Genomic DNA, 25,540 nt, shown 5'->3' with positions numbered 1-25,540 from the left:
AGGCGAGAACCTTTCAAGGGTGCGGGGCGCCTGCCTGACAAGCCCGTTCAGGCCCGCTGGGAGGCATGACGGCGGCCAACATAACCACGGATGCCCGTCCCTTGTGGCTCAGCATGGGCCCAAAAGAGAGCCAAAGTGAACCATACCGAGGTATATCGACCGCACCGGTCAATCCCTTAAGGAAATTTGTGGATGAAACAGGAGAGATGGCCGACGGGCCCCATGAGCTGAAGAGGGAGAAAGGAGGCATGCCACCATGGCGCCATGCCTCCTGACAGATCAGCCCTTCAAACCGCCCAGAAACTCGGCGCGGGTATCGGGTTGGGTCTTGAACACACCACCGAGGGAGGTGGTGGTGGTGTAGGAGGTGGAATCCATCACGCCCCGAGCCTTCACGCAGAAGTGGGTCGCCTTGATGCTGATGGCCACATCCTTGGTGCCAAGCAGGGTTTGCAACGCCAGCAGGATCTGCTGAGTGAGACGCTCCTGCACCTGGGGACGGCGGGCGAAGAACTGCACTATGCGGTTGATCTTCGACAGCCCGATCACCTTGCCACGGGGGATATAGGCCACATGGGCCAGCCCGTCGATAGTGACGAAGTGGTGTTCGCAGGTGCTGGTGAGGCTGATATCCCGCACCATGATCATCTCGTCCACCTTCATCTTGTTCTCGATCACAGTCACCTTGGGGAAGGTGGTGTAATCGAGGCCTGAGAAGATCTCGTTCACGTACATCTTGGCGATGCGATGCGGCGTCTCCGCCAGACTGTCATCGGTCAGATCCAGCCCCAGCGTCTCCATGATGGCGCGCATGTGGCCTTCGATCTTCTCCTTCTTCTGCTGACCATTCAACGCATTGGCCACCAGAGGTGTCTCGAGGCCCTCGGCCTCGAGGGCTGCCCTGACCAACAGGGCTTCCTGGCTTAAGCTCGTCATCTTGTTCCTCTCCCACGCTCAGGGACTGTAATGGCCACCTTGTCTGTGGCGGCACTTTGTTGTGGCGCAATAGTAAACGGCGATTATTGCCATAATTCAAGCTAACTCAAGTCCGTCTCCTGACTTTATGCCAATCCGTCGGGTTTTACCCCTTGATGACCCACCCCATACGGGGAGGATTGCGACAAACGACCTCTATTCCGCCGCCATTCCACCACCACCCTGTGCCAGACAACCTGGTGCCAGCCCTTGATAAGCCTGCCCATCCACACTGATTTTTGGGATAATCTGCCCTCAACCACACCAAAGAGGTAATGACGATGGGATTTGATACCAGCGGACTACTCCCCCTGAGCGATGCCCTGCAAGGGATGCTGGACCAACTCGCCTGCTGCTGCGACACAGAGCAAGTGCCCCTGCCCCACGCCCTTGGCCGCGTGATCGCTGGCGATATCGCCTCCCCTCTGTCAGTACCTCCCTTCGACAACGCGGCCATGGACGGTTACGCAGTGCGGCTGGCGGATCTGGCTGCCGGCGATCCCCTCACCATGGCAGGCAAGGCGTTTGCCGGTCAGCCCTATCAGGGGGAGTGGCCCGCCGGTCACTGCGTGCGGATCATGACCGGTGCTCCGATACCTGTGGGCACAGACGCTGTGGTGATGCAGGAAGAAACGCAGGCCGACGGCAACCAGATCACCTTTCTGGTGCCGCCCACCCTGGGCCAGAATATCCGCCGCCGCGGGGAAGACATTCTCGAGGGGGCCAGCGTACTGAGTGCGGGTTGCCGCCTCACCCCGCGAGAGCTGCCACTGCTGGCCTCCTTGGGCATCGCCACCGTGCCGGTGCGCCGCCCACTAAAAGTCGCCATCTTCAGCACGGGGGACGAGCTCAAGCCGGTCGGTACCCCGCTCGCCCACGGCGACATCTATGACTCCAACCGCTACGGGGTCAAGGCCATGCTGGCGCGCCTTGGCTGTGAGTGCCTCGACCTTGGCATCATACCGGACGACCCTGCTGCCCTTCGCGCCGCCTTCCTGCGGGCCGACAGCGAGGCCGATGCCCTCATCACCACGGGTGGCGTGTCGGTCGGTGAAGCAGACTTCACCAAGCAGCTGCTTGAGGAGCTCGGCGAGATCGGCTTCTGGAAACTGGCCATCAAGCCGGGCAAACCATTCGCCTTCGGCCGCCTGCCCCGCGCCTGGTTCTTTGGCCTGCCGGGCAATCCTGTCTCTGCCATGGTTACCTTCGATCAGCTGGTGCAACCGGCTTTGGCCAAGCTGGCCGGCCAGCAATTCGAGCGTCCGCTGCAACTGCTGGCTGTCGTTGCCGAGCCCCTCAAAAAAGCCTCGGGGCGGCTCGATTTTCAGCGCGGCATCCTGAGCCAGGGGCCAGACGGCCTCGAAGTGCGCAGCACAGGCTCCCAGGATTCCGCCGTGTTCAGCTCACTGTCGCAGGCCAACTGCTACATAGTGCTGGAGCGTGAGCGGGGCAAGGTGGCGGCAGGGGAAACCGTCACTGTCGAGCCGTTCGGGAGCTTGCTGTTGTGAACGACATTCTCTCTGACGCAGAACTCTTGCGCTACAACCGCCAGATAGTGCTCAAATCCTTCGACTTCGAGGGGCAGGAGGCGCTCAAACAGGCCAGCGTGCTGATCATTGGCGCAGGGGGCTTGGGCTGCGCCGCCAGCCAGTATCTGGCGGTGGCCGGGGTCGGCCAGCTCACCCTGGTGGATTTTGACAAGGTGGAACTCTCCAACCTGCAACGCCAAGTACTGCACACGGATGCGCGCATTGGCCAGCTCAAGGTGGCGTCAGCGGCAGAGGCGCTGCGCGCCCTCACTCCCTGGCTCAAAGTGGAGACTCACGCCGCGGTTGCCGACGAAGCACTGCTCGATGCCCTGTTGCCCCGGCACCAGCTGGTATTGGATTGCACCGACAACCTGGCCATCCGCAATCTGCTCAACCAATACGCGCGCAAACACGGGGTACCGCTGGTCAGTGGTGCCGCCATCCGGCTCGAAGGGCAGTTGTGCAGCTTTACCTGGCAGGAGAGTGAACCCTGTTACGCCTGCCTTAGCGCCCTGTTTGGCGAGCAAGCGCTGACCTGCGTCGAGGCGGGGGTGCTCGCCCCCGTGGTCGGACTGGTCGGCAGCCTGCAAGCGCTGGAGGCCATCAAGCTGCTGGCGGGGATGGGCCGCAGTTACAGCGGCCGCCTCCTGATGATCGACGGCCTCACTGGCACCTTCCGCGAGATGAAGCTGCCAAAACGCCCCGACTGCCCGGTCTGCTCTCACCCTTGAACCCGGTTGATACCCACAAAAAAGCCGAACCTGCTGGTTCGGCTTTTTGCTGTCTGGCAGGATCTGTTCAATGGGTCGAGAGGATCCGCTGAAGCAGGTGATTGAACCCTGAGGGATCTTCTGCCGGCCAGGCATGGTGGCCTTTGGGGGTATGAATGCTGGCGTTGGGCAGGGCGGCGAACTGCTCCACCCGTTTGGCAAGCGGCAGGTAGTCGTGACTGGTGGAGATGATGGCCACCGGCTGCCAGATGCTGCCAAGCCGTGCGCGTACCGACCAGCCGGGCAGCGCATCGAGCAGCGCCCGATAGGTCTTCTTTTTGTTGCTGCGCACGAAGCGCAGCCGAAAAGTGTGGCGCACCTGGGCGAGATCGGGCCCAGGGAAGAGCTCGCGCCCCAGCCACCAGGCGAGGGGGCGCATGCCAAACCAGCGCAGCCACTTGAGGCGCTGGGCGTAACGCTCCTGCTCTTTGGGGGTCTCCAGCAAAAACTCGCTAAAGCCGTTGACCAGCACCAGACCGCGCACCTTGTGCGGCAGTTGCAAGGCCAGCTCCAGCGCCACCATGGCCCCCAGCGACAATCCCACCACCCAGGCTGGCTCAGGCTGTTCATCGAGCCAGTTCACCACGTCGGCCGCCAGAGTCCCCACGTCGAACGGTCCCTCCTGCATGCTCTGGCCGTGGCCGCGCAAGTCCAGCGCCACCACCCGGTAGTGTTCGGAAAAACGCTCTATCTGCGCCTGCCAGTCGAGGCTGGAAGAGCCAAGCCCGTGCAACAGCAACAGCAAGGGGCCCTCCCCCGCACTGCGCAGGGCAAGACCGTTGGATTTCATTACCTGATTGCGACGCATCAGTTCATCGCCTCTCGACTCATTGCCTGAACCATGCCTTGTTTATCCCGATAGTCACCAGTCAGCTTGCGGGCATACCCTCTGCGCTAGCCGAGGTATGCCGCACCACAATGTATCAGATCACCACCCATTCAACCTTCACTGACCAGACTGACCGCCTTGATATAGGCGTATATCTGCTGCTCCGGCGCCAGCGCCAGCCGAGTGGCGGAGCGACTGGTGATCCGGGCCAGCAGTATCTGCTCACCCAGCGCCAACTGCAACAGGGTCTGGCCGGGGCGCACCTCGCGCACCGCCAGCAGACGGGTGGTGAGACAGTTGGAGAGACTGGAGTGCTCGATAGGCGCCGTGGCGATCACCACATCCCGCCCCACCACCTTGATCTGCAAGGGGCCACTCTCGTCCGGCATCCGGTTCATGGTGACCCGCAATGTCTGCTCGCCGAGCTGCAGGGTCGCCATCTGCTCGTCGTCATCGTAGTGGGCCAGGGTGGCATCCAGCATCACACCGGCATCGTCGCGACTGGCGAGCGAGAGATCGGTACGAGCGAAGATCTCGCTCGGCCTGCCTTGCGCTTCCACCCTGCCACCTTCCAGCAGCACCAGCTGATCGCAGAGCAGACTCACCTCCTCCATGGCGTGGCTGACGAAGATCATGGGGATGCCGCTTTCGCGCTGCAACCCCTTGAGCACGTGGGCCTGATGGATGCGGCTGCGGCTGTCCAGCGCCGAGAAGGGCTCATCGAGCAGCAGCAGATCGGGCTCGGCCAGCAGCGCCCGCCCCAGCGCCACCCGCTGACGCTGGCCGCCGGAGAGACCATGGGCAGGCTGCGCCAGCAGATCGGCAAAGCCGAGCCGCGCCGCCAGCGCCTCGGGCTGCCAACGTCCTCGCCCCTTGCGGGCAGCCAGTTGCAAATTGCCGAGCACCGTCAGATGGGGGAAGAGGCGCGAATCCTGAAACACCAGCCCGATACGGCGTGCTTCGGGCAGCAGTTCAGCGCACTCCCGATCGCCCCACCACAAGCGATCCCCGCTTTGGCGATCGAGTCCGGCCATGATGCGCAGCAGTGTGCTCTTGCCGCAGCCGGAGGGGCCGAACAGGCCGAGAATCCCCCCCAGTTCCAGGGTCAGTGTGCAATCGAGGGTAAAGGGACCGAACTCGCGCCGGGCATCAAGTTGCAAGGGATGTCGGTGCAGGGCGTTGCCCTGCGACATATTGGCTGGCTGGCTCATCCGAACAATCTCCGCTGCCGGCGCTGCAATACGCCATAGACCAGCACCAGCATTACCAGCGAGAAGCCCATCAGGCCGCCCGCCAGATAGTGGGCGTGTCGGTAATCCATCGCCTCCACATGATCAAACAGGGCAATCGAAAGCACCTGGGTCTCGCCGGGGATATTGCCGCCAATCATCAGCACCACGCCAAACTCCCCCAGGGTGTGAGCAAAGCCGAGGGCCGCCGCCATCACGAAGCTGGGCAGAGTCATCGGCAAAATGATGTGGAAGAAGCGCTCAACCGGCCCCAGCCCCAGAGTGGCGGCGGCTTCCAGCTCCTTGTTGCCCATGTTGACGAAGGCGGAGGTGAGCGGCTGCACTACGAACGGCAGCGAATAGAGGATGGAGGCAAACAGCAGGCCGAGAAAACTGAAGGCAAGCGGAGCGCCGAAGGTGTCGCGCCACCAGGCACCGAAGCCATATTCGGGGGAAAAAGCAAGCAGCAGATAAAAACCCAGTACAGTGGGGGGCAGCACCAGCGGCAAGGCCACCAAGGCCTCCACCAGCGGCCGCAATCTGTGCTGGCTGCGGGACAACCACCAGGCCAGCGGCGGCGACAGCAGCAATAAAATGCCAGTGGTACAGGCGGCCAGCTTGAGGGTGAGCCAGATCGCCAGCAGATCCCCTTCACTCATGATGAATGCTCCCAAAGCAGGATCCCGTACCAACATCCGCCAATGCGCAGACCCCTAGACGAACACACCCCTGACCCGGAGTCACGACAATGACAGCCGGTAGCGTCACTCATGGGCAGTGCTCGACGCAACCATCAAGGCAGGGCATAGCCCGCGGCCTTGATCTGCACCTGACCCGGCCCCTTGAGCCAGGCGACCAGCGCCTCCACCGCGGCCCCTTTCTTCAATACCAGCCCCTGCTGCTCGATGGCGGGATAGAAGCTCGCTGGCACCGCCCAGGCTTCGCCGGTCTTGCCCGCTTCCACCAGATTGGCCCAGGCGACGAAGCCCAGCTCGGCATTGCCGGTATCGACAAATTGCCAGGTCTGGCCGATGTTGGCACCGGTCAGCAGCCGGTACTGCTTGGGATCGATCTTGAGATGGGTGAGGGTCGCCATGGCGGCGGCACCATAGGGTGCGGTGCGGGCATTGGCGATGGCAAGGTTGCCTTTCCAGCTGCGCAGGGTCGCCTCGTCAGGAGCCGGGCCCCCTTTCTTCCACAGCCCCAGCTGACCGATGGCGTAGGTGAAGCGATCGCTCCCCTTGCCCTCTTTTTCCAGCTTCTCGGGAGTCGCCACATCGGCGGAGAGGAAGAGATCGAACGGCGCGCCGTGACTGATCTGGGTGTAGAGCACTCCGGTGGCGGCAGACGAGATGGCCAGGGTATGGCCGGTCTTGGCAGTGAACGCCTTGCCGATACGTTCGATGGTGCCCTTGAAGTTGGCAGCCACGGCCACCTTCACTTCATCGGCCTGCACGGCACCGGTATGCAAGGTGGCGGCGCAGACCCCTGCGATGACAACAGATAACAGCGGTTTCATTCCCTTTCTCCTGATGAGGCCCGAACATCCGTGCCCCTAAGCGAGGCCGTGGTTCCCGTTGAACCTGCGCCCCTCGTGATGAACAGGTCAGGCTTGCCAGCGGGCAGCGGCGGCGTTGTCGCTATCCTTGGCCTCGACCCAGCGTTGCACACCCTCGGCGGTCAGCTCTTTTTTCCAGAACGGCGCCCGGGTTTTCAAGAAATCCATGATGAAGTGACAGGCATCAAAGGCGGCGTCACGGTGGGCGCTGCTCACAGCCACCAGCACTATCTGATCGCCAAGCCACAACTCGCCGATGCGGTGGATCAGGGTGCACTCCTGCAACGGCCAGCGCTCGCGGGCCTCTTGTACGATATCGGCCAACGCCTTCTCTGTCATGCCTGGGTAGTGCTCGAGGGCCAGCCCCTTCACCTCCTCCCCATGATTGAAGTCGCGCACCTTGCCAACGAAGGTGACGATGGCGCCACTGTCGGCGCGGGTGGCGAGACAGGCATACTCGTCGGCCAGCGAGAAGTCCTCTCGCTGCACCAGAATGCGATCTATGGGTGTCGTGGTTGCTTGAGACATGGCTCAGCCTCCGGTCGTTACTGGAAGGAGAGGGAAGAAAGCCACTTCGTCACCACCGCACAGCTCAGTGGTGCGATCCACGGTCATTATCTCGCGCATCCTTAACCTCCGGTCGTTACTGGTGGGAGAGGGAAGAAGGCCACTTCGTCGCCACCGCACAGCTCAGTAGTGCGATCCACGGTCATTATCTCGCGCATCCTTAACCTCCGGTCACGGGGGGGAAGAAGGCCACTTCATCGCCATCATTGATGGGGGTATCGAGGGGCACCAGGGTCTGGTTGACCGCGACCAGCAATTTGCCAGCCTCCAGCGCCAGTGCCCACTTGTCGCCGCGCTCGCTTAAGCCGCTGCGCAGCGCTTCAGCGGTGGCGTAGTCACAGGGCAGGCTCAGCTCATCACAGGCCACCAGCTCTCTTACTTGCGCAAAAAACAGTACCTTGATCATGCGTTATCTCCTGCATTCGATCCCAACTGAAAGTGGCCGGACTTGCCGCCCTTTTTCTCCACCAGTCGAACCTGTTCGATCACCATGTCCTTTTGCACCGCCTTGCACATGTCATAGATGGTCAGCGCCGCAACCGATGCGGCCGTCAGTGCCTCCATCTCCACCCCTGTCTTGCCGGAGAGTTTGCAGAGGGTGCGGATATGAACCCTGTTTTGCTCAGGTAACGGCACTATCTCCACCTCGACCCTGGTCAATGCCAGCGGATGGCAGAGCGGGATAAGATCCGAGGTCTTCTTGGCCGCCATGATGCCGGCGATGCGGGCGGTAGCGAACACGTCACCCTTGTGGTGCTGACCGCTCAGGATCAGGGCCAGGGTGTCAGATGCCATGGCGACGAAGGCCTCGGCGCGGGCCTCACGTTCGGTGACCTGCTTGTCGGTCACGTCCACCATGTGGGCTTCGCCGCTTTGGTTGAGATGGGTCAGGTTCATCACGCTCCCCTTTAAGGCTGACATAGTGTTGGGATCAATGACTCGCGACTCAGAGATGGGCCACGAAGTTGCAGGGCTGGGTACGGGCATCGAGCTGATCCCGGATAAGCTGCTCCCAGCCGAGCTGGCAAGCACCGGGAGAACCGGGCAGGCAGCAGACCAGAGTACGGTTGGCGAGCCCGGCCAGGGCACGGCTCTGCATGGCCGACCCTTCGATTTCGGCAAACGAGAGCTGGCGGAACAACTCGCCAAAGCCCTTGACGGTGCGATCGAACAGTACGCCGACCGCCTCCGGCACCCAGTTCTGATCAGTAAAACCCGTGCCGCCATTGATCAGCACTACCTGTATGGTTTCATCGGCAATCCACTGACTGACCCGGGAACGAACCTGATAAAGGTTGTCGGCGAGCAGGGCACGATCGGCCAGCTGGTGACCTGCCTCTGTCACGGCCGACACCAGGTAATCGCCCGAACTGTCATTGGCAATGGTACGACTGTCGGAGACCGTCAACACGGCGATCTTGAGAGGAATGAATGCGCTGTTTTTCTGTCCCATGGGCAGCTCCTGATAGCAAAAGACCGTGAGAAAAGAGAAGAAGAGAGTGGTCAGGATCCCGGCTTGCGGTACCTGCTCTCGGGATGGCCAGTGCCTGCTCGGGCACAACCTTGACCACCCGCTCACTCCCTGCGACTCACGGCGGCCCGATTCTACCAAAACTCGCGCAAGAGGGGGGATTTAAAGGAGGCACAAATACCGTTTCAAGCTGGCTGGCGGGAATATGAACAGACCGGCCAACCCCGGTCTGTTCAAGATGGCTTAAAAGCCCTTTACCCCCGTCATGTCAGGCAATTGGTGAGCTATGCCCTTGTGACAGTCGATGCAGGTGTTCTCGCCACTGGCCAGACTGGTAGAATGCATCTGGGCACCCCGCTTGCCTTGCAAAGAGAAGTCCATGTACTCGAAGTTATGGCAATTGCGGCACTCCCTCGAGTCCGTATCCTTCATACGTTGCCACTCCCGCTCGGCCATTTCGCGCCGATGCGACTCGAACTTCTCGCGGGTATCCACCTTGCCAGTCAACATGCCCCACAGCTCTTTCGAGGCCTGTACCTTGCGAATGATCTTGTAGGTCCACTCGTGAGGCACGTGGCAATCCGGGCAACTGGCACGCACACCGGAACGGTTGGCATAGTGAATGGTGTCGCGGTACTCCACGAACACGTTGTCTTTCATCTCGTGGCAACCGACACAGAACTTCTCGGTATTGGAAGCTTCCATGGCGGTGTTGAAGCCGCCCCAGAAGATGACGCCACCGAAAAAGCCCATCAGCAGCAGCACCCAGAGTGCTGCCTTTGACGGTGACTTGAACGTAGTCCACAGACGCTGGATAAAGCCGGGTAATTTCATCTATGGGTTCCTCAGTTCAGTGCTTCGTTCACTGGAGTGTTAAAGGTGTTCCAGACTCGCTGAACAACGCCGAATAATGTCATCTGCGAACTCCTCAGTTCAGTGCTTCAACCGGTTTAAAGGTATTTTCCACCAGCGGCTTGGCATCCGCTTGCGGTACGTGGCACTGCAGGCAGAAGTAGCGACGCGGCGACACTTCACCCAGGGTCATGCCGTCACGGGTCTCAAAGTGAGTGGGACTGATCTTGGGGGCCTTCATCTTGCTGGCATTCTTGAAGCTGTGACAGGCCAGACACTTGTTGACCTTGGTGTCCACTTCATAGTTGCGAACATCGTGGGGGATCAGCGGCGGCTGATGCATGTACTGGCGATCGTAGAGATCCCCGTCCTTGCGAAAGTTCTTCAAAGGGGCGGCTTCAGCCTCCGTGGTGAGATCCGTGCTCCCCCGCTCGGATTTGATCCCCCCTGTGCTATTGGTGATCTCGGGGATGGCGGCCATCAAGGAACCCGCCATCAGGCAGGCCAGCATTGCTCCAATCAGCTTTTTCATTATGTGTTCTCCGACATTTTCTCTGCCTTGACGGCAAAACCTACAGTGATTTCAAAAACTTGCTCCGCGCAGACATCAATGCAACGGCCGCAGTTGGTACACTCTTGAGCCGCAATCAGGGGTCCGTGACCACGCTTGGCACCGTGAACGGGGCCGCGCAGAATGGGGCGCTCCGGGCAGACCGCATAACAATCCATGCAGTTGCTGCACCGCTCGCGTCCCTTGGCAGAAATTTTGATAAACCCGACCCGGTTGATCAGGGCGTAGAAGGCCCCCACAGGACAGAGATGACCACACCAGCCCCGCTCCACCACGAACAAGTCGAACAGAAAGATCATCGCCAACAGTGCCCAGCCAGCCCCCATCCCAAACAGCAGACCGCGCATGGCCAAGGACACCGGATTGACCAGCTCCCACACCAGCACGCCCGCAATGGCCGGGGCCACCAGCACCATGGCCAGCAACCAGTAGCGCGTATTGCGACTGAACTGGCCATTACCCTTGAGGCCAAGTCTGGCCCTGGCCCAGGCAGCGGCATCCGTGACGAGGTTGACCGGACAGACCCAGGAGCAGAACACCCGCCCCCCGACCAGCCAATACCCCAAGAGCACAATGACAGCCCCGATCCAGAGGGTGGTGATGGGCCAATGACCCGCCGCCACCGACTGCAGCAGGGTCAAGGGATCGCTCAGCGGCACCGTTTCCAGCAACAACGAGCTGGAGAGATTGCCCTTGAGTATCCAGACACCCGCCAGCGGCCCCAGCAGAAACAACCCCAGCACGCTGAACTGGGTCAGACGACGCAGCAGCAGGAAACGGTGGGCGCGCCACCAGCCCAGTCGCACCCTGGCCTCTGCTCCCGGATAACGACTCATAACCCCTCCGGTTTACGGGTCGGCAGTGTGAGCCGCTCACCGATGAGTGACTTGCCCGCTTTGCGCTTCTCTTCCCAGCCGAGCCGGTAGTGATGGCCAAGCTCCCCTTTGGCGAGCTGGCGCGGCACCACCTTGATGGCGGACTCCTCCAGCACGCAGGCATGCTCGCACTTGCCACAACCGGTGCAGATGTCGCTGTGCACTGTCGGCAAAAACATGGCGTGTTTGCCGGTGCGCGGGTTGCGCACCAGTTCGAGCGAGATGGCCTTGTCAATCAAGGGACAGACCCGGTAGCAAACATCGCAGCGCAGACCCAGATAGTTGAGGCAAGTCTCATGATCGATGAGCACAGCCACCCCCATTCGTGCCTGATCGATGTCGGTCATCCCCTGATCCAGGGCGCCGCTTGGGCAGGCCACCACGCAGGGGATGTCGTCACACATCTCGCATGGCATGGCGCGCGCCTGGAAATAAGGGGTGCCCGTGGTGACAGGTTCAAACAGCCGGGCAAGCTTGAGGGTATCGTAGGGACAGGCGTCGACGCAGAGCCCGCAGCGCACACAGGCACTGAGGAACTCGGCCTCGTCGAGGGCTGCCGGCGGACGCAGTGCCTGGGCGGGCACCGCCGCTGCCTGCTGACGCGCCATTCCGCCCAGACCGACACCAAGCAGGCCCACACCGCAGGCTCCCTTGGCCATGTCGGCCAGAAACTGGCGGCGACTACGACTCATCTCGCGCTCCCCGCCTTACGCCTTGACGACCTTGACGGCGCACTTCTTGTAATCCGTCTCTTTGGAGAGCGGATCCGTCGCATCCAGGGTCAACTTGTTGACCAGCTGGCTTGCGTCAAAGAAGGGCATGAACACCAGGCCTTTGGGCGGACGGTTGCGACCACGGGTCTCGACCCGTGTCTTCACCTCGCCACGGCGAGAGGAGACGATTACCTCTTCGCCACGGCGTACGCCACGGGCCTTGGCATCTTCCGGGTGCATGAAGAGCACCGCATCCGGGAAGGCGCGATAGAGCTCGGGCACCCGACGGGTCATGGTGCCTGTGTGCCAGTGCTCCAGCACACGACCGGTGGAGAGCCACATGTCGTACTCTTTGTCCGGCGCCTCGGCGGCCGGCTCGTAAGGCAGTGCGAATATAACGGCGCGGCCATCGGGCTTGCCGTAGAAACGCACCCCCTCGCCCGCCTTCACGTAAGGGTCGAACCCTTCGCGATAGCGCCACAGCGTCTCCTTGCCATCCACTACCGGCCAGCGCAGACCGCGCGCCTCATGGTACTGATCGAACGGCGCCAGATCGTGACCATGGCCACGGCCGAAAGTGGCGTACTCCTCGAACAGCCCCTTCTGGACGTAAAAACCGAAGGACTCGGACTCGTCATTGAACTCGCCCTTGCTCTGCTCTTTGGGGAACTGATCGACCTGGCCGTTGGCGTAGAGCACATCGAACAGTGTCTTGCCCTTGAGTTCAGGTTGTTTGGCGATAAGCTCCGCCGGCCATACTTCCTCGACCTTGAAGCGCTTGGCGAATTCCATCAGCTGCCACAGATCGGACTTGGCCCCTTCCGGCGGCTTGACCTGCTGGTGCCAGAACTGGGTGCGACGCTCGGCATTGCCGTAGGCACCCTCTTTCTCCACCCACATGGCGGTGGGCAGAATAAGATCAGCCGCTTGCGCCGTGACGGTCGGGTAAGGGTCGGACACCACGATGAAGTTGGCCGGGTTGCGATAACCGGGCAGCGCTTCTTCGTTCATGTTGGGGCCGGCCTGCATGTTGTTGTTGCACATCACCCAGTAGGCGTTGAGCTTGCCATCTTTGAGCATGCGGTTTTGCAGCACGGCGTGATACCCCACCTGCTCAGGGATAGTGCCTTCCGGCAGTTTCCAGATCTTCTCGGCGATGGCGCGGTGCTTGGGATCAGTCACGACCATGTCGGCGGGCAGGCGGTGGGCAAAGGTGCCGACTTCCCGCGCGGTACCGCAGGCAGAGGGCTGGCCGGTCAGGGAGAAGGGACCACTGCCCGGAGTGGAGATCTTGCCGGTCAGCAGGTGGATGTTGTAGCAGAGGTTGTTGGCCCAGACCCCACGGGTGTGCTGGTTGAAGCCCATGGTCCAGTAGGAGACCACCTTCTTGCTCGGGTCGGCATAGAGCTGAGCCAGTTTTTCCAGCTTCTCTTTCGACACGCCACTGAGCTTGGAGACAGACTCCAGGTCGTAGTCCGCCACGAACTTGGCGAAGTCATCGAAACTCATCGGCGTGGAGTCGCCATTGCCGGGATTTTTGGCCCTGGCTTCGGTCGGGTGCGTCGGACGCAGGCCATAGCCAATGTCGTTGGTGCCCTTGCGGAACTGGGTGTGCTTGTTGACGAACTCCCAGTTCACTTTGTCGTTCTGGATGATGTAGTTGGCGACGTAGTTGAGGATCGCCAGATCGGTCTGGGGCGTGAACACCATGCCGTTGTCTGCCAGTTCGAAGCTGCGGTGCTCGAAGGTAGAGAGCACATGCACCTGCACATCCGGGTTGGAGAGGCGACGATCGGACATCCGTGACCAGAGAATGGGGTGCATCTCGGCCATGTTGGATCCCCACAACACGAAGGCATCAGCTTGCTCGATGTCGTCATAGCAACCCATGGGCTCATCCATGCCGAAGGTACGCATGAAGCCAACCACGGCGGATGCCATGCAGTGACGAGCGTTGGGATCCAGGTTGTTGGTACGAAAACCCGCCTTCATCAACTTGGCGGCGGCGTAGCCTTCCCACACAGTCCACTGACCGGAGCCGAACATGCCGACGGCGGTGGGGCCCTTCTCTTTCAGGGTCGCCTTGAACTTCTCGGCCATGATGTCGAATGCCTGATCCCAGCTGACGGGGGCAAAGTCACCATTCTTGTCGAACTTGCCATTGGTCATGCGCAGCATGGGCTGGGTCAGACGATCCTCGCCATACATGATTTTGGAGAGAAAGTAGCCCTTGATACAGTTGAGGCCACGGTTGACCGGCGCATCCGGGTCACCCTGGGTCGCCACGACACGTCCATCCTGGGAACCCACCAGCACGGAACAGCCGGTACCGCAGAAGCGGCAAGGGGCTTTATCCCACTTGATGGCGGTCTTGTCGGTACTGGTGATCAGGTTCGCCGCCAGGGTGGGGGCACTGACACCGGCCACGGCTGCGGCAGCTGCCACCGCGTTGGCCTTCATAAAGTCGCGTCGACTCAGCTTCATGACATCTCCTCGCATTGCGTAATCACATCAATGACAGCCATTGTGACGAGCCGCGCTGGCTCAGCTTCATGGCGCTTTATTGCTTTTATCGGGCATCGTGAACCTCGCGGCTCCGGCCTCACGGCGTTTCTATTCCTTGCATTCGACATCGAGATCATCGAACTGGTGGTAAATCAAGGCGGCGGACAACACTCCCGGCATTGCCTGTATCGCATCAATGGCTGACATCATACGGAGTCCCGCTGGCTCAGCTTCATGGCGCTTTATTCTTTGCATTCGACATCGAAATCATCGAACTGGTGATAAATCAAGGCGGCGGACAGTACGCCCGGCATTGCCTGTATCGCATCAATGGCTGACATGATGGGGCGCTGGCTGGGACCTTCCAGCGTCACCACCAGCTTGCCCTCGTCGCTGACAGCGTGGACCTCGGCCCCTTCAAGGGTCGCAATCTGCTGCGCGAGCTGGTGACGAAAGGGAGGTTGGGTCAGCACCACCAGGCTCGATACATGGAACTCTTGGTTCATTGTGGCTCCTGCTTCACACATACATGATTCATGTTGGAGCCTCGGATCTGGGCGCACCCACCCGGATGCTGCCCACCGGGCAATCCATCACGCAGGCGCCACAACCGGTACACGAGGCGGTATCTATGCTGGGAGTCGGCACGCGGCCCAGCATGGGAGAAAAGCGGATCGCACGGGTTTCGCAGCTGTCCTGGCAGCGCTGGCAAAAGACCTGCGCACTGGCCAGACAGTTGGCTTCAATATGGGCTATGTATTGCCAGGGCGCCTCCGTCACGGAACGAAATACCGGCGCCTTGCAGGCTGTGACGCAGTCACCGCAGAAGGTGCACTCACCGCGCAGGAAGTCCACCGCAGGGAAACCACCGTCACCCTTGATGAGGATCTGCTCCGGACAGGCCGTCAGACAGTCACCACAACGGGTGCAGTCGGCCACAAAATCGGGCCAGGCGACGGACCAGGGCAACTGCACCTGAGGCTCGCTCGATGTCAGGCGTCCCCGAAACAAACCACGACGTGACAGGTTGACCCTATCCGGCATATCGACTCCTTCCTGGTGGTAACGTCTGGTGCCATATAGCGCACAAGCGAGTCTCATGACAGGCATTTTCAATACCTATTATAAGAGTGGGTGTATATTGCGGCCCTGACAAGTTCAGGGATATACCACCAGGGAGATAAACAGGGGGGATTATTGCGCTGGATCAAACCCTTGGCGCAGGAACAAAGAATGGGGGCAGGTCAAAATACCCCCATTTGAGGATTGCTTATTAATCGATGGCTATTTTTGCGGAGGGGTTGGCGGCTTAACCGCCGATGGAAGCCAGATGAGGGGTCATACCGGCATTCCCCTCATGCAACCTGTGAGTGGCCGCCTTACCGATGAGGGCCTGACGAATGCGCTGTTGCAACGCATCCTGCTGGCTGTCGGTTGACAGCAAGTCACGCAGTTCCACCCCGTTATCACCGAACAGACACAGGTGCAGCTTGCCCACCGAGGAGACCCTCAACCGGTTGCAGCCGGCGCAGAAATCCTTGCTGTAGGGCATGATGAGCCCCACGCCCCCCAACGACGCCGGATGCATGAATACCTGCGCCGGACCGTCATCAGTACCGCGCAACTGCTGTACCCAGCCGCCATCCAGCAGCCGCTGCTTGATGAGCTCGCCGCTGGCGTGGTGGTCACGAAACAGGGTGTCCATCTCGCCGGTCTGCATCAATTCGATGAAACGCAACTCGATGGGCTTGTGCCTGATCCAGGCCAGAAACGCATCCAGCTGATGGTCATTGAGCCCCTTGAGCAGCACCGCATTGATCTTCACCGATTTGAAGCCGGCGGCCAGCGCCGCCTCAATGCCATCCATCACCTCCGCCAGCTTGTTCTCACCGGTTATCTGGTGAAACTGGCGGGGATCCAGGCTGTCGACGCTGACATTGAGGGCGGTGAGGCCCGCATCGAACCACTCCCTGGCCCGCTCTTTCAAGCGATAGCCATTGGTGGTCATGGCTACCTTTTCGATACCCGGGGTATTGGCCACTGTCTCTATGATGGCGGTGAAATCACGGCGCAGTGACGGCTCTCCCCCGGTCAGACGCACCTTGCGGGTGCCCATGGCGGCAAAGCCGGAGACAATACGGCGGATCTCATCGAGAGACAGGAACGACTTTCTACCCTCGGGACGATAACCGTCGGGCAAACAGTAGGTACAACGAAAATTGCACACGTCGGTAACCGACAGGCGCAAATAGTAGAAACGACGGGAAAAACCATCTTGCAGTGGGAACATAAACACCTTTCCAAATACGGGAGGCCAGGGCATTTCTTTCCTGACCCTTACAGCTCGAACATCGGCTGACGGCGGCTTTCCCCTATCCCAAGGACTTAGGCAAAACAGCTCGGAGTTCATCTAGTTTTTCGATGCTAGCACAAGTTGGAGTACACTCCCACGCAACTTTATGGGGTTATTGCCAGAGGTCGAGGACGCCAGCCAGCATGGGAAAATGGTTCAAAGTACATTCGGTCAGCAGCGCCATCGGGCGTTCCATGGTGCTTATTCTGTTCATGGCGAGCCTGATCGCCGTCGTGGCCATGGTGACCCTGTTCTACTCGGTGCCCGATGCCAAGGCGATCAACCTGTCGGGTTCGCTGCGGATGCAGGCCTATCGCATGGCCTATGAAATAGAGCAGGGCCAGCCAGTGCTGGGGCGGCTCGATCAGTTCGAACAGACCCTGCATGCACGCGAGCTGCAAGAGACACAGCGTTGGATTACTCCAGCCTCCCTGCGCCGAACCTATGGCGAGGTATTGCTGCAATGGCAGATGATGCGCGAGCACATCGAGAACGCCACCCCCAAACGCTACACCGACAATGCGGAACAGTTTGTCGCGGCCATCGATGATTTCGTCAATCAGATGCAGTACCACGTGGAGTTCAAGGTGCGCATGCTGGCATTGGCGGAGGGGCTGGGCCTGCTCTCCATCATCACCATCGCCTGGTTTACCGTACGCTTCACCCGTCAGCAGGTGGTGGCACCGCTCAACCAGCTGGTCTATTGCGCCCGCCAGATCCAGCGCCAGGAGTTCGATCTCACCCTGCCTCCCCATTGCGAGAATGAACTGGGAGAATTGTCGGCTGCCTTCGTCACCATGGCAGATGAGCTCGGCAAGCTCTATCGGGAGCTGGAGAGCAAGGTAGAAGAGAAAACGGCCAAGCTGCAACAGGCCAACGACACCCTCTCCTTTCTCTATTCCACCGCCCAGAAGCTGCATGCGGCGCCGCTGAGTCGGCGCACTCTGCTCAAACTGCTGGAGCGGGCCGCGGCCCATCAGCACATAGACCATATCCGGCTGACCCGCTTTGAACACAACGCCATGCCGGACTACATCACAGGCCGCAAGGGCTGGCCAGGCGATCTCGACTCAGTGGTGAGCTTTCATCTGCAGATGGATGAGCAGGAGTACGGCCGGCTCGACATGATAAGCACTCACCCCATCGACGAGCGGCTGATGAAAAACTTCTCCATGCTGCTGGCCCAGGTGCTGCACAAGGATCAGACCCTGCTGCAACATCAACGGCTGTTGCTGATGGAAGAGAGAGCCGTCATCGCCCGCGAGCTGCACGACTCGCTGGCCCAGGCGCTCTCTTACCTCAAGATCCAGTCCACTCTGCTCAAACGCTCTTTTGCCAAGGGCGATACCGCCAAGGCAGAAGCGGCGATGCAGCAGATCGACGAGGGACTCAGCAGCGCCTACACCCAGCTGCGCGAGCTGCTGGGCACTTTCCGCCTCAGCATCGGCGATGCCAATCTGGGGGAAGCCATCAAGGTAATGCTGGAGCAGCTCAAGCCTCAGACTCAGGCCGAGTTCAGGCTCCATTACGGTCTTGCTGATACGGATCTTGAAGCGGGTCAGCACATTCATATTCTGCAGCTGATCCGTGAGGCAGTGCTCAATGCCATCAAACATGCCAGCGCGCAAGTGATTGATGTTAGCTGTGAGACCCTCGCCGATGGTAACATTCAGGTTCAGATTTCAGATGACGGTGTTGGAATAGGGATCGCAAGCTCGGCGGTCAACCACTATGGCCTCAGCATCATGAATGAGCGTGCCAGCAAGCTGCATGGTCTGCTGACCATCAGCGAACAGCCGCCCAGAGGCACCTGCGTACATCTGACCTTTCCCACCAGCCTAACAAGAGATGCCTGATGGACGAGATGAAATATAGTGTTCTGGTCGTGGATGACCATCCCCTCATGCGTAAAGGGATTGTGCAACTGCTGGCCCTGGAAGAGAACATAGAGGTGATTGGCGAGGCATCCAACGGCACTGATGCCGTCGCCATGGCCAAAGAGTCCGAACCGGATCTGATCCTGCTCGATCTCAACATGAAGGGGCTCTCCGGTCTGGATACCCTAAAGGCGCTGCGCACCGAGGAAGTCACCTCCCGCGTGGTGATCCTGACCGTCTCCGACGCTCGCCAGGACGTAGTCGCCCTGCTCAAGGCCGGCGCCGATGGCTACCTGCTGAAAGATACCGAGCCAGAGATGTTGCTGGCCCAGCTGGCAGACGTGATGACCGGCAAACAGATCCTGAGCGAGCCGCTGCGTCCCTACCTCGAGAACATCTACGAGCTGGACCACCTGCAACAGAAGCTGGAAAGCTTAACGCGTCGCGAAATGCAAATCCTGCGCGAAATTGCAAAGGGCCTCTCCAACAAACAGGTCGCTTCCGTGCTTCATATCTCCGAAGGCACGGTCAAGGTTCACGTCAAGAGCCTGCTGAAGAAACTTGAGGCGCAAAGTCGCGTGGAAGCGGCTGTCATGTACCTGGAGCAGCGCAACTAACGCGCGCGGGCAGAGCATGCAACCGAGCGCCTTGTTGCGCTCTATATTCATGCCTTGACAAGACTGAGAAAAAACCAAAGCCCCGCATCGTCGGGGCTTTCCTTATCTGCGCTAAATTTGCCCGAATCTGCCATCTGCGCTAAATCCGCCCGAAACCGGGCCTGCCACCCTTTGCCTCTGCAAGAAGCAAGATGGACGACCACATAATCCCGCTTGTGTGGAAGCGGGAGTCACCCGCCGATTCACCACATCCGTCACTGCGACACACTTCTATCTTCTCGTGCCCGAACAGGGCTCCCCTGCCTGCTCGCACCTTGCACTCAGGCCAGCGGCGCGGCTCACAAGCCGCCGCAACGGCCATGCGCATTTTGCACTTGGCTCTTTGCAAGATGCGATGCGCTTCAATTCAGGACGCGAAGAGAGTGGGGACCGAGTAACCAGGAACCGGCCGTATTCAGCTGACTACGGGGTCACGTCAGCAGAAAATATAAAAACATAAACCACTGATTATTAATAAATTTAACCCTAAAGCCGGATACTGACGCCCCCATTCTGGGGCTTTTATCATCCTCTGGCACAGTCGCTGCATTGTCCTATTCAGCAACTACTCAATGGAGGACGGAACATGAAACTTCAACCTTTGGCATTGTTCCCCTTGCCTTCCCACATACTGCCTGGTGGCAAGCTTCCGCTGCGTTTGTTTGAACCGCGCCACCTGCAGATGCTCAAAGAGTCATTCATCAATGACCAGGGGTTCGGCATAGTGATGGAAGAGGCGACCACCACGGGTAAATCCGGGCGGATCCTGCCGGTCGGTACCCGGGTCAAGGTGACCGATTTTTATACCCTGAATGATGGTCTGCTCGGCGTCACTGTGCTCGGCATGGAACGCTTCTGCATTCATGAGATGGAAACGGACGAGATGGGATTGCGCCGTGCCAGGGTCGAAGCCCTGCCGAACTGGCCAAGCGCCCATTCAGACTTCAGTGACAAGCCGCTGGTCACCCGGCTGCGGGAAGTGTTCGAGCAGTATCCCGAGCTCGATGAGCTCTATCCGGACAAGCAGTTTGACGATGCGGCCTGGCTCTGCCAACGCTGGCTCGAGATCCTGCCCATGCCGATCTATGAAAAACAGATGTTGATTGCCAAACAAAATAGCGAAGCGGCTCGTCAATTCTTGCGCCGACTGATCGCACAGTGAGTCAAAGAGTCTTTGCAAAATGCGAATATTCCCACAATGAAAATAACAATTTCGCATTTTGCAAACAGCGGATAGCAATAAAAACAGACAATACCGCTGCAAGCCGCATAAACAGGTTCTGAAAAAGTTGGCACGACTTTTTCATATAGAACAGTACAACCCGATTTATCCCGTGCTCTCTTCAGTATTTGCTGAAGAATTGGTCAACCACCCAGGTTGACCATTTTTTTTATCTGCGATCCGGCAGTTCGGGATGAAAATAGCGTTGCAGGCACTCTCTCAGCCGCATCAGGCTGATGGGTTTGGCCAGAAAGTCATCCATTCCCTGAGCCAGACAACGAGCCCTGTCTTCGGCCATGGCATTGGCAGTCAAGGCGACGATGGGCATCTTGCAGCCCAGCTCCCGCAGGCGGCGAGTCGCCTCCAATCCATCCATCTGCGGCATCCGCATATCCATCAGGATGAGATCCGGCTTTTGCTCCGCCACCTGGGCCAGCGCCTCCAGACCATTGGCCGCCAGCCGTACCCGGGTCACCAGTTTTTGCAGCATGAGCGAGACCACCAGCTGGTTGACCGGGCTGTCTTCCACCACCAGCACATCCAGATCCTGAATGGGCAGTTGATCCGGCTCGGGCCGGCTGCTGCACTCGCATGGCAGCGCCATGCCGGGCAGATCGAACCAGAAGCAGCTGCCCTGACCAGGGGCACTCTGCAATCGGATCTCGCCACCCATCAGCTCCACCAGCCGTTTGCTGATGGCCAGCCCCAGGCCGGTGCCGGAGAAACGGCGGGTCGCCGAGCTGTCGACCTGAGAGAAAGGCTCGAACAGGAGCGCCTGATCTTCGGCCGAGATACCGATGCCGGTGTCGGTGACCGAGACTCGCAGCCGCTCATGGCGCCAACCCAGTTGCAAGGATACGCTGCCCTGACTGGTGAACTTCACCGCATTGCCGAGCAGGTTGCTAATGACCTGTGACAGGCGAACCGGATCCCCCTGCAACTGGGGAGGCACCGCCTCATCCACCAGCCAGCGCAGGATAATCCCCTTGCTACTGGCACGCGCTTGCAGCGGCTCGATCAGGGATTGGCACAGCTGGGTCGGGTGCAGGGTCTCGCAATGAAATTCCAGGGTATGGGATTCGATTTTCGAGAAGTCGAGCACATCGTCGATGATGGTTTGCAGCAGGCGTGCCGAGTGGGTGGCATGTCCCAGCAGGGTCTGCTGCTGGGGTTCAAGCTGGGCGTGCTGCAACAGGTCCAGCATGCCCAGCACCGCATTCATGGGGGAACGAATTTCGTGGGTCATCATGGCCAGGAACTGCGACTTGGCGCGGTTGGCTGCCTCGGCCTCATCTCGCGCCCGTGCCAATTCCTGCTCGCGGCGGATCTGGTTGCCCACATCCCGCGCAGTCCCCCGATAGCCGATGAATACACCGGCGGCATCGAAGCAGGGCTCGGCGTTGATCTCCATCCAGCAAGGGCCCTTGACCAAGCTGACCTGGGCCCGTACCGCCCGCACCGGCAGATGCAGCGCGATGAGACGACGGTACTTGCCCCATTCGGGATCCCGTCTGTCATAGGCGTAATCGTAGAGGCTCTGGCCGGGCTGATGCACCAGCACGTCCCCGTGATAGCCGGGCGCCGACACATAGCTGAGCCTGTGCTCTGTGTCCGTCTCCCAGAACCAGTCGGAGGCCATGCCAGCAAAGCTGCGAAAACGCTGTTCGCTGGTCTGCAACGCCAGGGTCTTGAGTTCAACCTGTTCTTGCAACCGGGCACGATAGGCGATGTTGACCAAGGCCTGGGAGATGAGCGGGCGGCAGCGCTGCATCGCGGCCTTGCTCTTGAGATCGAAGGTACCCATGACGGCGTGACGGCAGATGAGAACACCGGAGAAACCGGGGGCGCGCAGCCCCGTCATCATGACGCTGGCCCAGCCGGATACGTGGGCCAGCGGCGCCAGCTCAGGCAATTGGGTCGGATCATAGATGACCAGTGTTTCCCCCTCGATGGCGCGGGAGAAGAGGGGTGTCAGCTGCCAGTCCCGACCCACTTCGCCATCCTGGGTACTGAGGTGAGTGACGCCGACATCCCCCTCCCAAGCCACCACGTCTGCATGTTCGAAACCGATAAAGGGCTTGAGCACCTGGATCAGGCTGTCCAGCACCTGCTCCAGGGTCTGGGCATCGGCCAGCGTAGCCACGCCACACAGCAGGGTCTGCGACTCCTGGCGATATTTGGCCTCGCGTTCCCGACAACGCACCAGCTCCACCAGCGTGGTCTGCAGCTTGTCCCCGAGGGCTTCCAGTTCGGTATTACCTATCATCTTGTTTCCAGCGCCATATATCAGCTGTCGAGGAAGATCACGCTCGATACCATCAGGTTGCCGTGTGCCAGCTCACCGTGGGGTAAACGCCCCTGCTCACCGAAGGTAAACGGGGTAATGAAGGGGATATCCCCCAACCGTGTGTGAAATTGGTCGACGAATTGGCATAAGCTATCACCAAGAGCCAAGCGACAACCAGCACAAAAAATCACTAGGGCCCCGAACGGCCGCATCTCTGTGGTCATGCCGTATTCTGGTTCGATGCGGGTCGCGTTCAGACTCCGCTGCAACAGCCCCTCCTGGCTGCTGTACATCAGCAGCAATTTCTCCCCGATCTGGGTATCGGTAAAGAGGCGCAAACCGCCCCCTTCTGTCACCGCCTCCGGGTGGGAGAGCTTGTAGTAGGGCATATCGTCCAGAGTGCCCACCTGACGAGCCAGCGGCGAGAGCGTTGTCTCCCGCAGTATGGGCCCCACAGGCCAGGGCGTGGTTCGTCCAATCCAGCGGGCATAGACCTCGGCGGCAGGCGCATGATCAATGGTGAGGATCTCCCGTCCTGCCAGGGCGGTAATGGTGCCACGATGCTCGGTAGGGATATAGCTGGAGTGGAACTGGAACGCCAGCTGGCACTCAGGATAGAGCACGGCCAGCGCGACGCCCTCGCGGGCACTGCCCTCATCCCAGCACAGCTGCCAGTCACCGCCGACGCTGTTGTCCGCCGCCGAGCCCCCCACGACAGGGACGGTCGTGCCCAGCTCGGCTTCGATGTTGGCAAGCATCGCCTCCTCCTGACCCGGGCTGGCGTGCAACAAGATGAGCTGGGGCAATTCACCTGGACGCCCGCCATCGGCGATGGCACTGCGCAGCAACTGGCGTACATCCACGTCATCCCCCGTCTGCCCTGCCACCCCGTAGGCGCCCTTGTCATCATAGAGAGCCGCCACCGCCAGCCCGAACCCCTGACGAGCATGGTGCCCTGTCTGGGTCATGACACCGCCGCAGGAGCTGCAACCTATCAGTCGAGTGGTTGGAAACTGCTGTTTGAGGTGGCGACGCAGTTCCTCGGCATCGTGGGCTTGGGTAAAATAGACCAATAACAGCGAAGGGGAATGGGGTGCTTGAGCGAGCAGCCGCTCACTGACCTGCCGCGCAGCCAGCAGGGAGGTCTCTTCAAGAGAGTGAGCCGTCAGAAAGTTCAACACCATCTCCTAGTTGTTCATGATGTGCTGGAGGTAAGCAAAAATCATACCTTAATCAAACAATTATCCCGTTTCGTCGGCTAGAATGGCCCTCGATTGAGCCCAACCACAGGACAGCTGCATGTGGCAGAAAAATATCAATGACTTTGACCGGGTCGTCGCCATCGGTGGTGGCCACGGCATGGGCCGTGTGCTCTCCTCACTCTCGTTTCTCGGCCAGCGCCTGACCGGTATCGTCGCCACCACGGACGACGGCGGATCCACAGGACGGCTGCGCAAGAGCCAGGAGTGCATCGCCTGGGGAGATCTGCGCAACTGCCTCAATCAACTGGTCACCGACCCCAGTATTGGCAGCCTGCTGTTCGAATACCGCTTCGCCGGCCGCGGCGAGCTGGCCGGCCACAACCTCGGCAATCTGATGCTGCTGGCGCTCGATAACCTCTGCGTACGCCCTCTTGATGCTATCAAGCTCATCAGTGACATGCTGAAAATAGAGTCACAATTGTTACCCATGTCAGAATTTCCCACCGATCTGTGTGCCCACACCGTCTGTGGCAACCAGATCCTGGGAGAGGTCTCCATCGATCAACTCGATACGCCTCCCCTCTCCCTGAGCCTGAGCCCGGAAGTGCCGGCGACCCGCGAGGCGGTGCAAGCCCTGGCTCAGGCCGACATGATCATCCTCGGACCCGGCAGCTTCCTCACCTCCATCATGCCGCCCCTGCTGCTGGCCGAAGTGGCACAAGCCATCAACGAGAGCGATGCCATGCTGGTGTTCATCTGCAATCTGGTGGCCGAAAATGGCCCTGCCAGCCAGTTGAGTCTGCTCAATCAATGGCGCTGGCTGGAATCACGGGTCGGTGCAGGCCGTGTCGATGCCATTCTGGCGCCAGCAGGGGAATATCCTGTCGAGCTGGCCAGCCAGCTGATCCAGGCCGAACTGGGTGAGGCTGACCTCCCCCATCGCCACGATCGGCTGAAACTAAAATTGGCGCTGGATAGGGTTATCCAGCAACTGATCAATCAACGCTAGTAACTAGCAAAGACGCGCAGCGATGAACACGGGGGTCACTGCGCAACAAGCTCAGTGATAGTTGGCAAGGTGGGAGAGGACCTGAGGCAGGGATTGCTCCAGCTGGGTCAGCAAGCGGGCAACCTCGTCGGCATCTTCGTGCTTGCAGGCCAGCTCCAGTGCCACCACCTGCTGATAGCTGAGCTGGGCACCATAGCTGCCGCAGGACGATTTCATGCTGTGGGCAAGCCGGGCCAGCGCGGGCCAGTCCCGCCGTTCATAGAGAGGCCTAAGCTGGGTGAGCTGCTCACCCACCTCCTCGATGAACACCGAGATCACCACCGGCATCATCTCCTGACCTATATCTTCCGCCAGCTGTCGCAGCACCTTCTGATCCAACCATTCCATCCCTCAGCCCTCTCTGGTGGTATTCAAACAGACCATACTATAGATGCCCGGCGTGACAGCGTCATCCCTCACCCATATTCACTTGCTGACCGGTAAACGGTGG

Annotated in this window: 26 protein-coding genes, 1 pseudogene and 1 riboswitch; of the genes and pseudogenes, 6 read left to right on the top strand and 21 right to left on the bottom strand. The window is 60.0% G+C overall.

From position 1 onward, the window contains the following. Positions 1–279 precede the first annotated feature (279 nt). The gene (gene folE / locus AC1P02_RS13435) at positions 280–936 is read right to left on the bottom strand and encodes a GTP cyclohydrolase I FolE (RefSeq protein WP_059113584.1); all 657 of its coding nucleotides are present in this window, start codon (positions 934–936) and stop codon (positions 280–282) included. Between the two features lie 320 nt (positions 937–1,256). Here folE and moeA point away from each other — a divergent pair, with 320 nt between their 5' ends. Continuing rightward, on the top strand, positions 1,257–2,483 hold the full coding sequence (moeA, locus tag AC1P02_RS13430; protein ID WP_485182438.1) for a molybdopterin molybdotransferase MoeA: 1,227 nt from the start codon (positions 1,257–1,259) through the stop codon (positions 2,481–2,483). Beyond that, positions 2,480–3,235 carry a molybdopterin-synthase adenylyltransferase MoeB gene (gene moeB / locus AC1P02_RS13425; RefSeq protein WP_485182437.1) on the top strand — a complete coding sequence of 252 codons (756 nt, stop codon included), beginning with the start codon at positions 2,480–2,482 and terminating at the stop codon, positions 3,233–3,235. The genes moeA and moeB overlap by 4 nt, the downstream gene beginning before the upstream one ends. Before the next feature lie 67 nt (positions 3,236–3,302). On the opposite strand, the gene AC1P02_RS13420 is transcribed toward moeB, so the two are convergent. The 17 genes and pseudogenes from AC1P02_RS13420 to moaA all read right to left on the bottom strand — a co-directional run bounded on the left by AC1P02_RS13420 (position 3,303) and on the right by moaA (position 16,734). Continuing rightward, complete coding sequence (locus tag AC1P02_RS13420; protein WP_485182436.1) at positions 3,303–4,082, bottom strand: alpha/beta fold hydrolase; 780 nt, start codon at positions 4,080–4,082, stop codon at positions 3,303–3,305. A gap of 131 nt (positions 4,083–4,213) precedes the next feature. Then, on the bottom strand, positions 4,214–5,314 hold the full coding sequence (gene modC / locus AC1P02_RS13415; RefSeq protein ID WP_485182435.1) for a molybdenum ABC transporter ATP-binding protein: 1,101 nt from the start codon (positions 5,312–5,314) through the stop codon (positions 4,214–4,216). Beyond that, a complete protein-coding gene (gene modB / locus AC1P02_RS13410; RefSeq protein WP_096118583.1) occupies positions 5,311–5,991 on the bottom strand; it encodes a molybdate ABC transporter permease subunit in 681 nt (226 codons plus the stop codon). Before modB ends, modC begins: the two co-directional genes overlap by 4 nt. A 134-nt stretch (positions 5,992–6,125) precedes the next feature. Then, entirely contained in the window at positions 6,126–6,851 is a 726-nt protein-coding gene (gene modA, locus AC1P02_RS13405; protein WP_113720697.1) for a molybdate ABC transporter substrate-binding protein, read from the bottom strand. Between the two features lie 87 nt (positions 6,852–6,938). Next, a complete protein-coding gene (gene moaE, locus AC1P02_RS13400; protein WP_485182434.1) occupies positions 6,939–7,418 on the bottom strand; it encodes a molybdopterin synthase catalytic subunit MoaE in 480 nt (159 codons plus the stop codon). 199 nt (positions 7,419–7,617) lie between these two features. Beyond that, positions 7,618–7,863, bottom strand: coding sequence for a molybdopterin synthase sulfur carrier subunit (moaD, locus tag AC1P02_RS13395; protein WP_042058064.1), 246 nt, complete (start codon positions 7,861–7,863; stop codon positions 7,618–7,620). After that, a complete protein-coding gene (gene moaC, locus AC1P02_RS13390; RefSeq protein WP_059113847.1) occupies positions 7,860–8,354 on the bottom strand; it encodes a cyclic pyranopterin monophosphate synthase MoaC in 495 nt (164 codons plus the stop codon). The genes moaD and moaC overlap by 4 nt, the downstream gene beginning before the upstream one ends. A gap of 49 nt (positions 8,355–8,403) precedes the next feature. Next, entirely contained in the window at positions 8,404–8,910 is a 507-nt protein-coding gene (gene moaB / locus AC1P02_RS13385; RefSeq protein ID WP_005309891.1) for a molybdenum cofactor biosynthesis protein B, read from the bottom strand. A gap of 261 nt (positions 8,911–9,171) precedes the next feature. Beyond that, positions 9,172–9,762: a cytochrome c3 family protein gene (locus AC1P02_RS13380; RefSeq protein ID WP_005309887.1), complete on the bottom strand. Its 591-nt coding sequence runs from the start codon at positions 9,760–9,762 to the stop codon at positions 9,172–9,174. A 94-nt stretch (positions 9,763–9,856) separates the two neighbouring features. Next, positions 9,857–10,312, bottom strand: a complete 456-nt coding sequence (locus tag AC1P02_RS13375) for a nitrate reductase cytochrome c-type subunit (RefSeq protein WP_005309884.1) — start codon at positions 10,310–10,312, stop codon at positions 9,857–9,859. Beyond that, positions 10,312–11,187, bottom strand: a complete 876-nt coding sequence (napH, locus tag AC1P02_RS13370) for a quinol dehydrogenase ferredoxin subunit NapH (protein WP_408135581.1) — start codon at positions 11,185–11,187, stop codon at positions 10,312–10,314. Before napH ends, AC1P02_RS13375 begins: the two co-directional genes overlap by 1 nt. Next, positions 11,184–11,918, bottom strand: a complete 735-nt coding sequence (gene napG / locus AC1P02_RS13365; protein WP_485182433.1) for a ferredoxin-type protein NapG — start codon at positions 11,916–11,918, stop codon at positions 11,184–11,186. Before napG ends, napH begins: the two co-directional genes overlap by 4 nt. Positions 11,919–11,933: 15 nt before the next feature. Next, complete coding sequence (napA, locus tag AC1P02_RS13360; protein WP_485182432.1) at positions 11,934–14,423, bottom strand: nitrate reductase catalytic subunit NapA; 2,490 nt, start codon at positions 14,421–14,423, stop codon at positions 11,934–11,936. Between the two features lie 129 nt (positions 14,424–14,552). Beyond that, positions 14,553–14,651: pseudogene (locus AC1P02_RS13355) on the bottom strand (chaperone NapD); the annotation flags it as partial. Positions 14,652–14,686: 35 nt separating this feature from the next. Then, positions 14,687–14,950, bottom strand: a complete 264-nt coding sequence (locus tag AC1P02_RS13350) for a chaperone NapD (RefSeq protein ID WP_021137872.1) — start codon at positions 14,948–14,950, stop codon at positions 14,687–14,689. A gap of 28 nt (positions 14,951–14,978) precedes the next feature. Next, on the bottom strand, positions 14,979–15,488 hold the full coding sequence (gene napF / locus AC1P02_RS13345) for a ferredoxin-type protein NapF (protein WP_058394998.1): 510 nt from the start codon (positions 15,486–15,488) through the stop codon (positions 14,979–14,981). Positions 15,489–15,753: 265 nt separating this feature from the next. Then, positions 15,754–16,734 (bottom strand): GTP 3',8-cyclase MoaA, encoded by a 981-nt coding sequence (gene moaA / locus AC1P02_RS13340; protein ID WP_346205612.1) that lies wholly within the window; start codon positions 16,732–16,734, stop codon positions 15,754–15,756. Continuing rightward, positions 16,722–16,861: riboswitch (molybdenum cofactor riboswitch) on the bottom strand. (Overlaps the previous gene by 13 nt.) Positions 16,862–16,940: 79 nt before the next feature. On the opposite strand from moaA, the gene narQ reads away from it, so the two are divergent. From narQ to AC1P02_RS13325, 3 genes are all read left to right on the top strand, one after another. Further along, positions 16,941–18,653 (top strand): nitrate/nitrite two-component system sensor histidine kinase NarQ, encoded by a 1,713-nt coding sequence (narQ, locus tag AC1P02_RS13335; protein ID WP_485182431.1) that lies wholly within the window; start codon positions 16,941–16,943, stop codon positions 18,651–18,653. Continuing rightward, positions 18,653–19,291, top strand: coding sequence for a two-component system response regulator NarL (narL, locus tag AC1P02_RS13330; RefSeq protein WP_017411638.1), 639 nt, complete (start codon positions 18,653–18,655; stop codon positions 19,289–19,291). Before narQ ends, narL begins: the two co-directional genes overlap by 1 nt. 625 nt (positions 19,292–19,916) lie before the next feature. Beyond that, positions 19,917–20,492, top strand: coding sequence for an LON peptidase substrate-binding domain-containing protein (locus AC1P02_RS13325; protein WP_005309859.1), 576 nt, complete (start codon positions 19,917–19,919; stop codon positions 20,490–20,492). A gap of 229 nt (positions 20,493–20,721) precedes the next feature. Here the strand turns inward: AC1P02_RS13325 and AC1P02_RS13320 are convergent, their stop codons facing one another. Both AC1P02_RS13320 and AC1P02_RS13315 read right to left on the bottom strand, forming a co-directional pair. Further along, positions 20,722–22,818 carry a hybrid sensor histidine kinase/response regulator gene (locus AC1P02_RS13320; protein ID WP_265456655.1) on the bottom strand — a complete coding sequence of 699 codons (2,097 nt, stop codon included), beginning with the start codon at positions 22,816–22,818 and terminating at the stop codon, positions 20,722–20,724. A 20-nt stretch (positions 22,819–22,838) separates the two neighbouring features. After that, positions 22,839–24,023 (bottom strand): FIST signal transduction protein, encoded by a 1,185-nt coding sequence (locus AC1P02_RS13315; protein WP_485182430.1) that lies wholly within the window; start codon positions 24,021–24,023, stop codon positions 22,839–22,841. 115 nt (positions 24,024–24,138) lie between these two features. On the opposite strand from AC1P02_RS13315, the gene AC1P02_RS13310 reads away from it, so the two are divergent. Then, positions 24,139–25,050: a gluconeogenesis factor YvcK family protein gene (locus AC1P02_RS13310; protein WP_059168588.1), complete on the top strand. Its 912-nt coding sequence runs from the start codon at positions 24,139–24,141 to the stop codon at positions 25,048–25,050. A gap of 51 nt (positions 25,051–25,101) precedes the next feature. Here the strand turns inward: AC1P02_RS13310 and AC1P02_RS13305 are convergent, their stop codons facing one another. Then, positions 25,102–25,437, bottom strand: a complete 336-nt coding sequence (locus tag AC1P02_RS13305) for an Hpt domain-containing protein (protein WP_005309846.1) — start codon at positions 25,435–25,437, stop codon at positions 25,102–25,104. Positions 25,438–25,540: the final 103 nt, after the last annotated feature.

Source organism: Aeromonas sp. TS_SC_11 (assembly GCF_057318915.1).
Note: the sequence above shows the minus strand (reverse complement) of the source record. Positions and strands in the feature narration are given on the sequence as shown.

Bases quoted from the DNA above. Each gene is read 5' to 3' on its own strand.
- folE (WP_059113584.1), bottom strand. From the start codon at position 936: ATGACGAGCTTAAGCCAGGAAGCCCTGTTGGTCAGGGCAGCCCTCGAG.
- moeA (WP_485182438.1), top strand. From the start codon at position 1,257: ATGGGATTTGATACCAGCGGACTACTCCCCCTGAGCGATGCCCTGCAA.
- AC1P02_RS13420 (WP_485182436.1), bottom strand. From the start codon at position 4,082: ATGCGTCGCAATCAGGTAATGAAATCCAACGGTCTTGCCCTGCGCAGT.
- modC (WP_485182435.1), bottom strand. From the start codon at position 5,314: ATGAGCCAGCCAGCCAATATGTCGCAGGGCAACGCCCTGCACCGACAT.
- modB (WP_096118583.1), bottom strand. From the start codon at position 5,991: ATGAGTGAAGGGGATCTGCTGGCGATCTGGCTCACCCTCAAGCTGGCC.
- modA (WP_113720697.1), bottom strand. From the start codon at position 6,851: ATGAAACCGCTGTTATCTGTTGTCATCGCAGGGGTCTGCGCCGCCACC.
- moaE (WP_485182434.1), bottom strand. From the start codon at position 7,418: ATGTCTCAAGCAACCACGACACCCATAGATCGCATTCTGGTGCAGCGA.
- moaD (WP_042058064.1), bottom strand. From the start codon at position 7,863: ATGATCAAGGTACTGTTTTTTGCGCAAGTAAGAGAGCTGGTGGCCTGT.
- moaC (WP_059113847.1), bottom strand. From the start codon at position 8,354: ATGAACCTGACCCATCTCAACCAAAGCGGCGAAGCCCACATGGTGGAC.
- moaB (WP_005309891.1), bottom strand. From the start codon at position 8,910: ATGGGACAGAAAAACAGCGCATTCATTCCTCTCAAGATCGCCGTGTTG.
- AC1P02_RS13380 (WP_005309887.1), bottom strand. From the start codon at position 9,762: ATGAAATTACCCGGCTTTATCCAGCGTCTGTGGACTACGTTCAAGTCA.
- AC1P02_RS13375 (WP_005309884.1), bottom strand. From the start codon at position 10,312: ATGAAAAAGCTGATTGGAGCAATGCTGGCCTGCCTGATGGCGGGTTCC.
- napH (WP_408135581.1), bottom strand. From the start codon at position 11,187: ATGAGTCGTTATCCGGGAGCAGAGGCCAGGGTGCGACTGGGCTGGTGG.
- napG (WP_485182433.1), bottom strand. From the start codon at position 11,918: ATGAGTCGTAGTCGCCGCCAGTTTCTGGCCGACATGGCCAAGGGAGCC.
- napA (WP_485182432.1), bottom strand. From the start codon at position 14,423: ATGAAGCTGAGTCGACGCGACTTTATGAAGGCCAACGCGGTGGCAGCT.
- AC1P02_RS13350 (WP_021137872.1), bottom strand. From the start codon at position 14,950: ATGAACCAAGAGTTCCATGTATCGAGCCTGGTGGTGCTGACCCAACCT.
- napF (WP_058394998.1), bottom strand. From the start codon at position 15,488: ATGCCGGATAGGGTCAACCTGTCACGTCGTGGTTTGTTTCGGGGACGC.
- moaA (WP_346205612.1), bottom strand. From the start codon at position 16,734: ATGTTCCCACTGCAAGATGGTTTTTCCCGTCGTTTCTACTATTTGCGC.
- narQ (WP_485182431.1), top strand. From the start codon at position 16,941: ATGGGAAAATGGTTCAAAGTACATTCGGTCAGCAGCGCCATCGGGCGT.
- narL (WP_017411638.1), top strand. From the start codon at position 18,653: ATGGACGAGATGAAATATAGTGTTCTGGTCGTGGATGACCATCCCCTC.
- AC1P02_RS13325 (WP_005309859.1), top strand. From the start codon at position 19,917: ATGAAACTTCAACCTTTGGCATTGTTCCCCTTGCCTTCCCACATACTG.
- AC1P02_RS13320 (WP_265456655.1), bottom strand. From the start codon at position 22,818: ATGATAGGTAATACCGAACTGGAAGCCCTCGGGGACAAGCTGCAGACC.
- AC1P02_RS13315 (WP_485182430.1), bottom strand. From the start codon at position 24,023: ATGGTGTTGAACTTTCTGACGGCTCACTCTCTTGAAGAGACCTCCCTG.
- AC1P02_RS13310 (WP_059168588.1), top strand. From the start codon at position 24,139: ATGTGGCAGAAAAATATCAATGACTTTGACCGGGTCGTCGCCATCGGT.
- AC1P02_RS13305 (WP_005309846.1), bottom strand. From the start codon at position 25,437: ATGGAATGGTTGGATCAGAAGGTGCTGCGACAGCTGGCGGAAGATATA.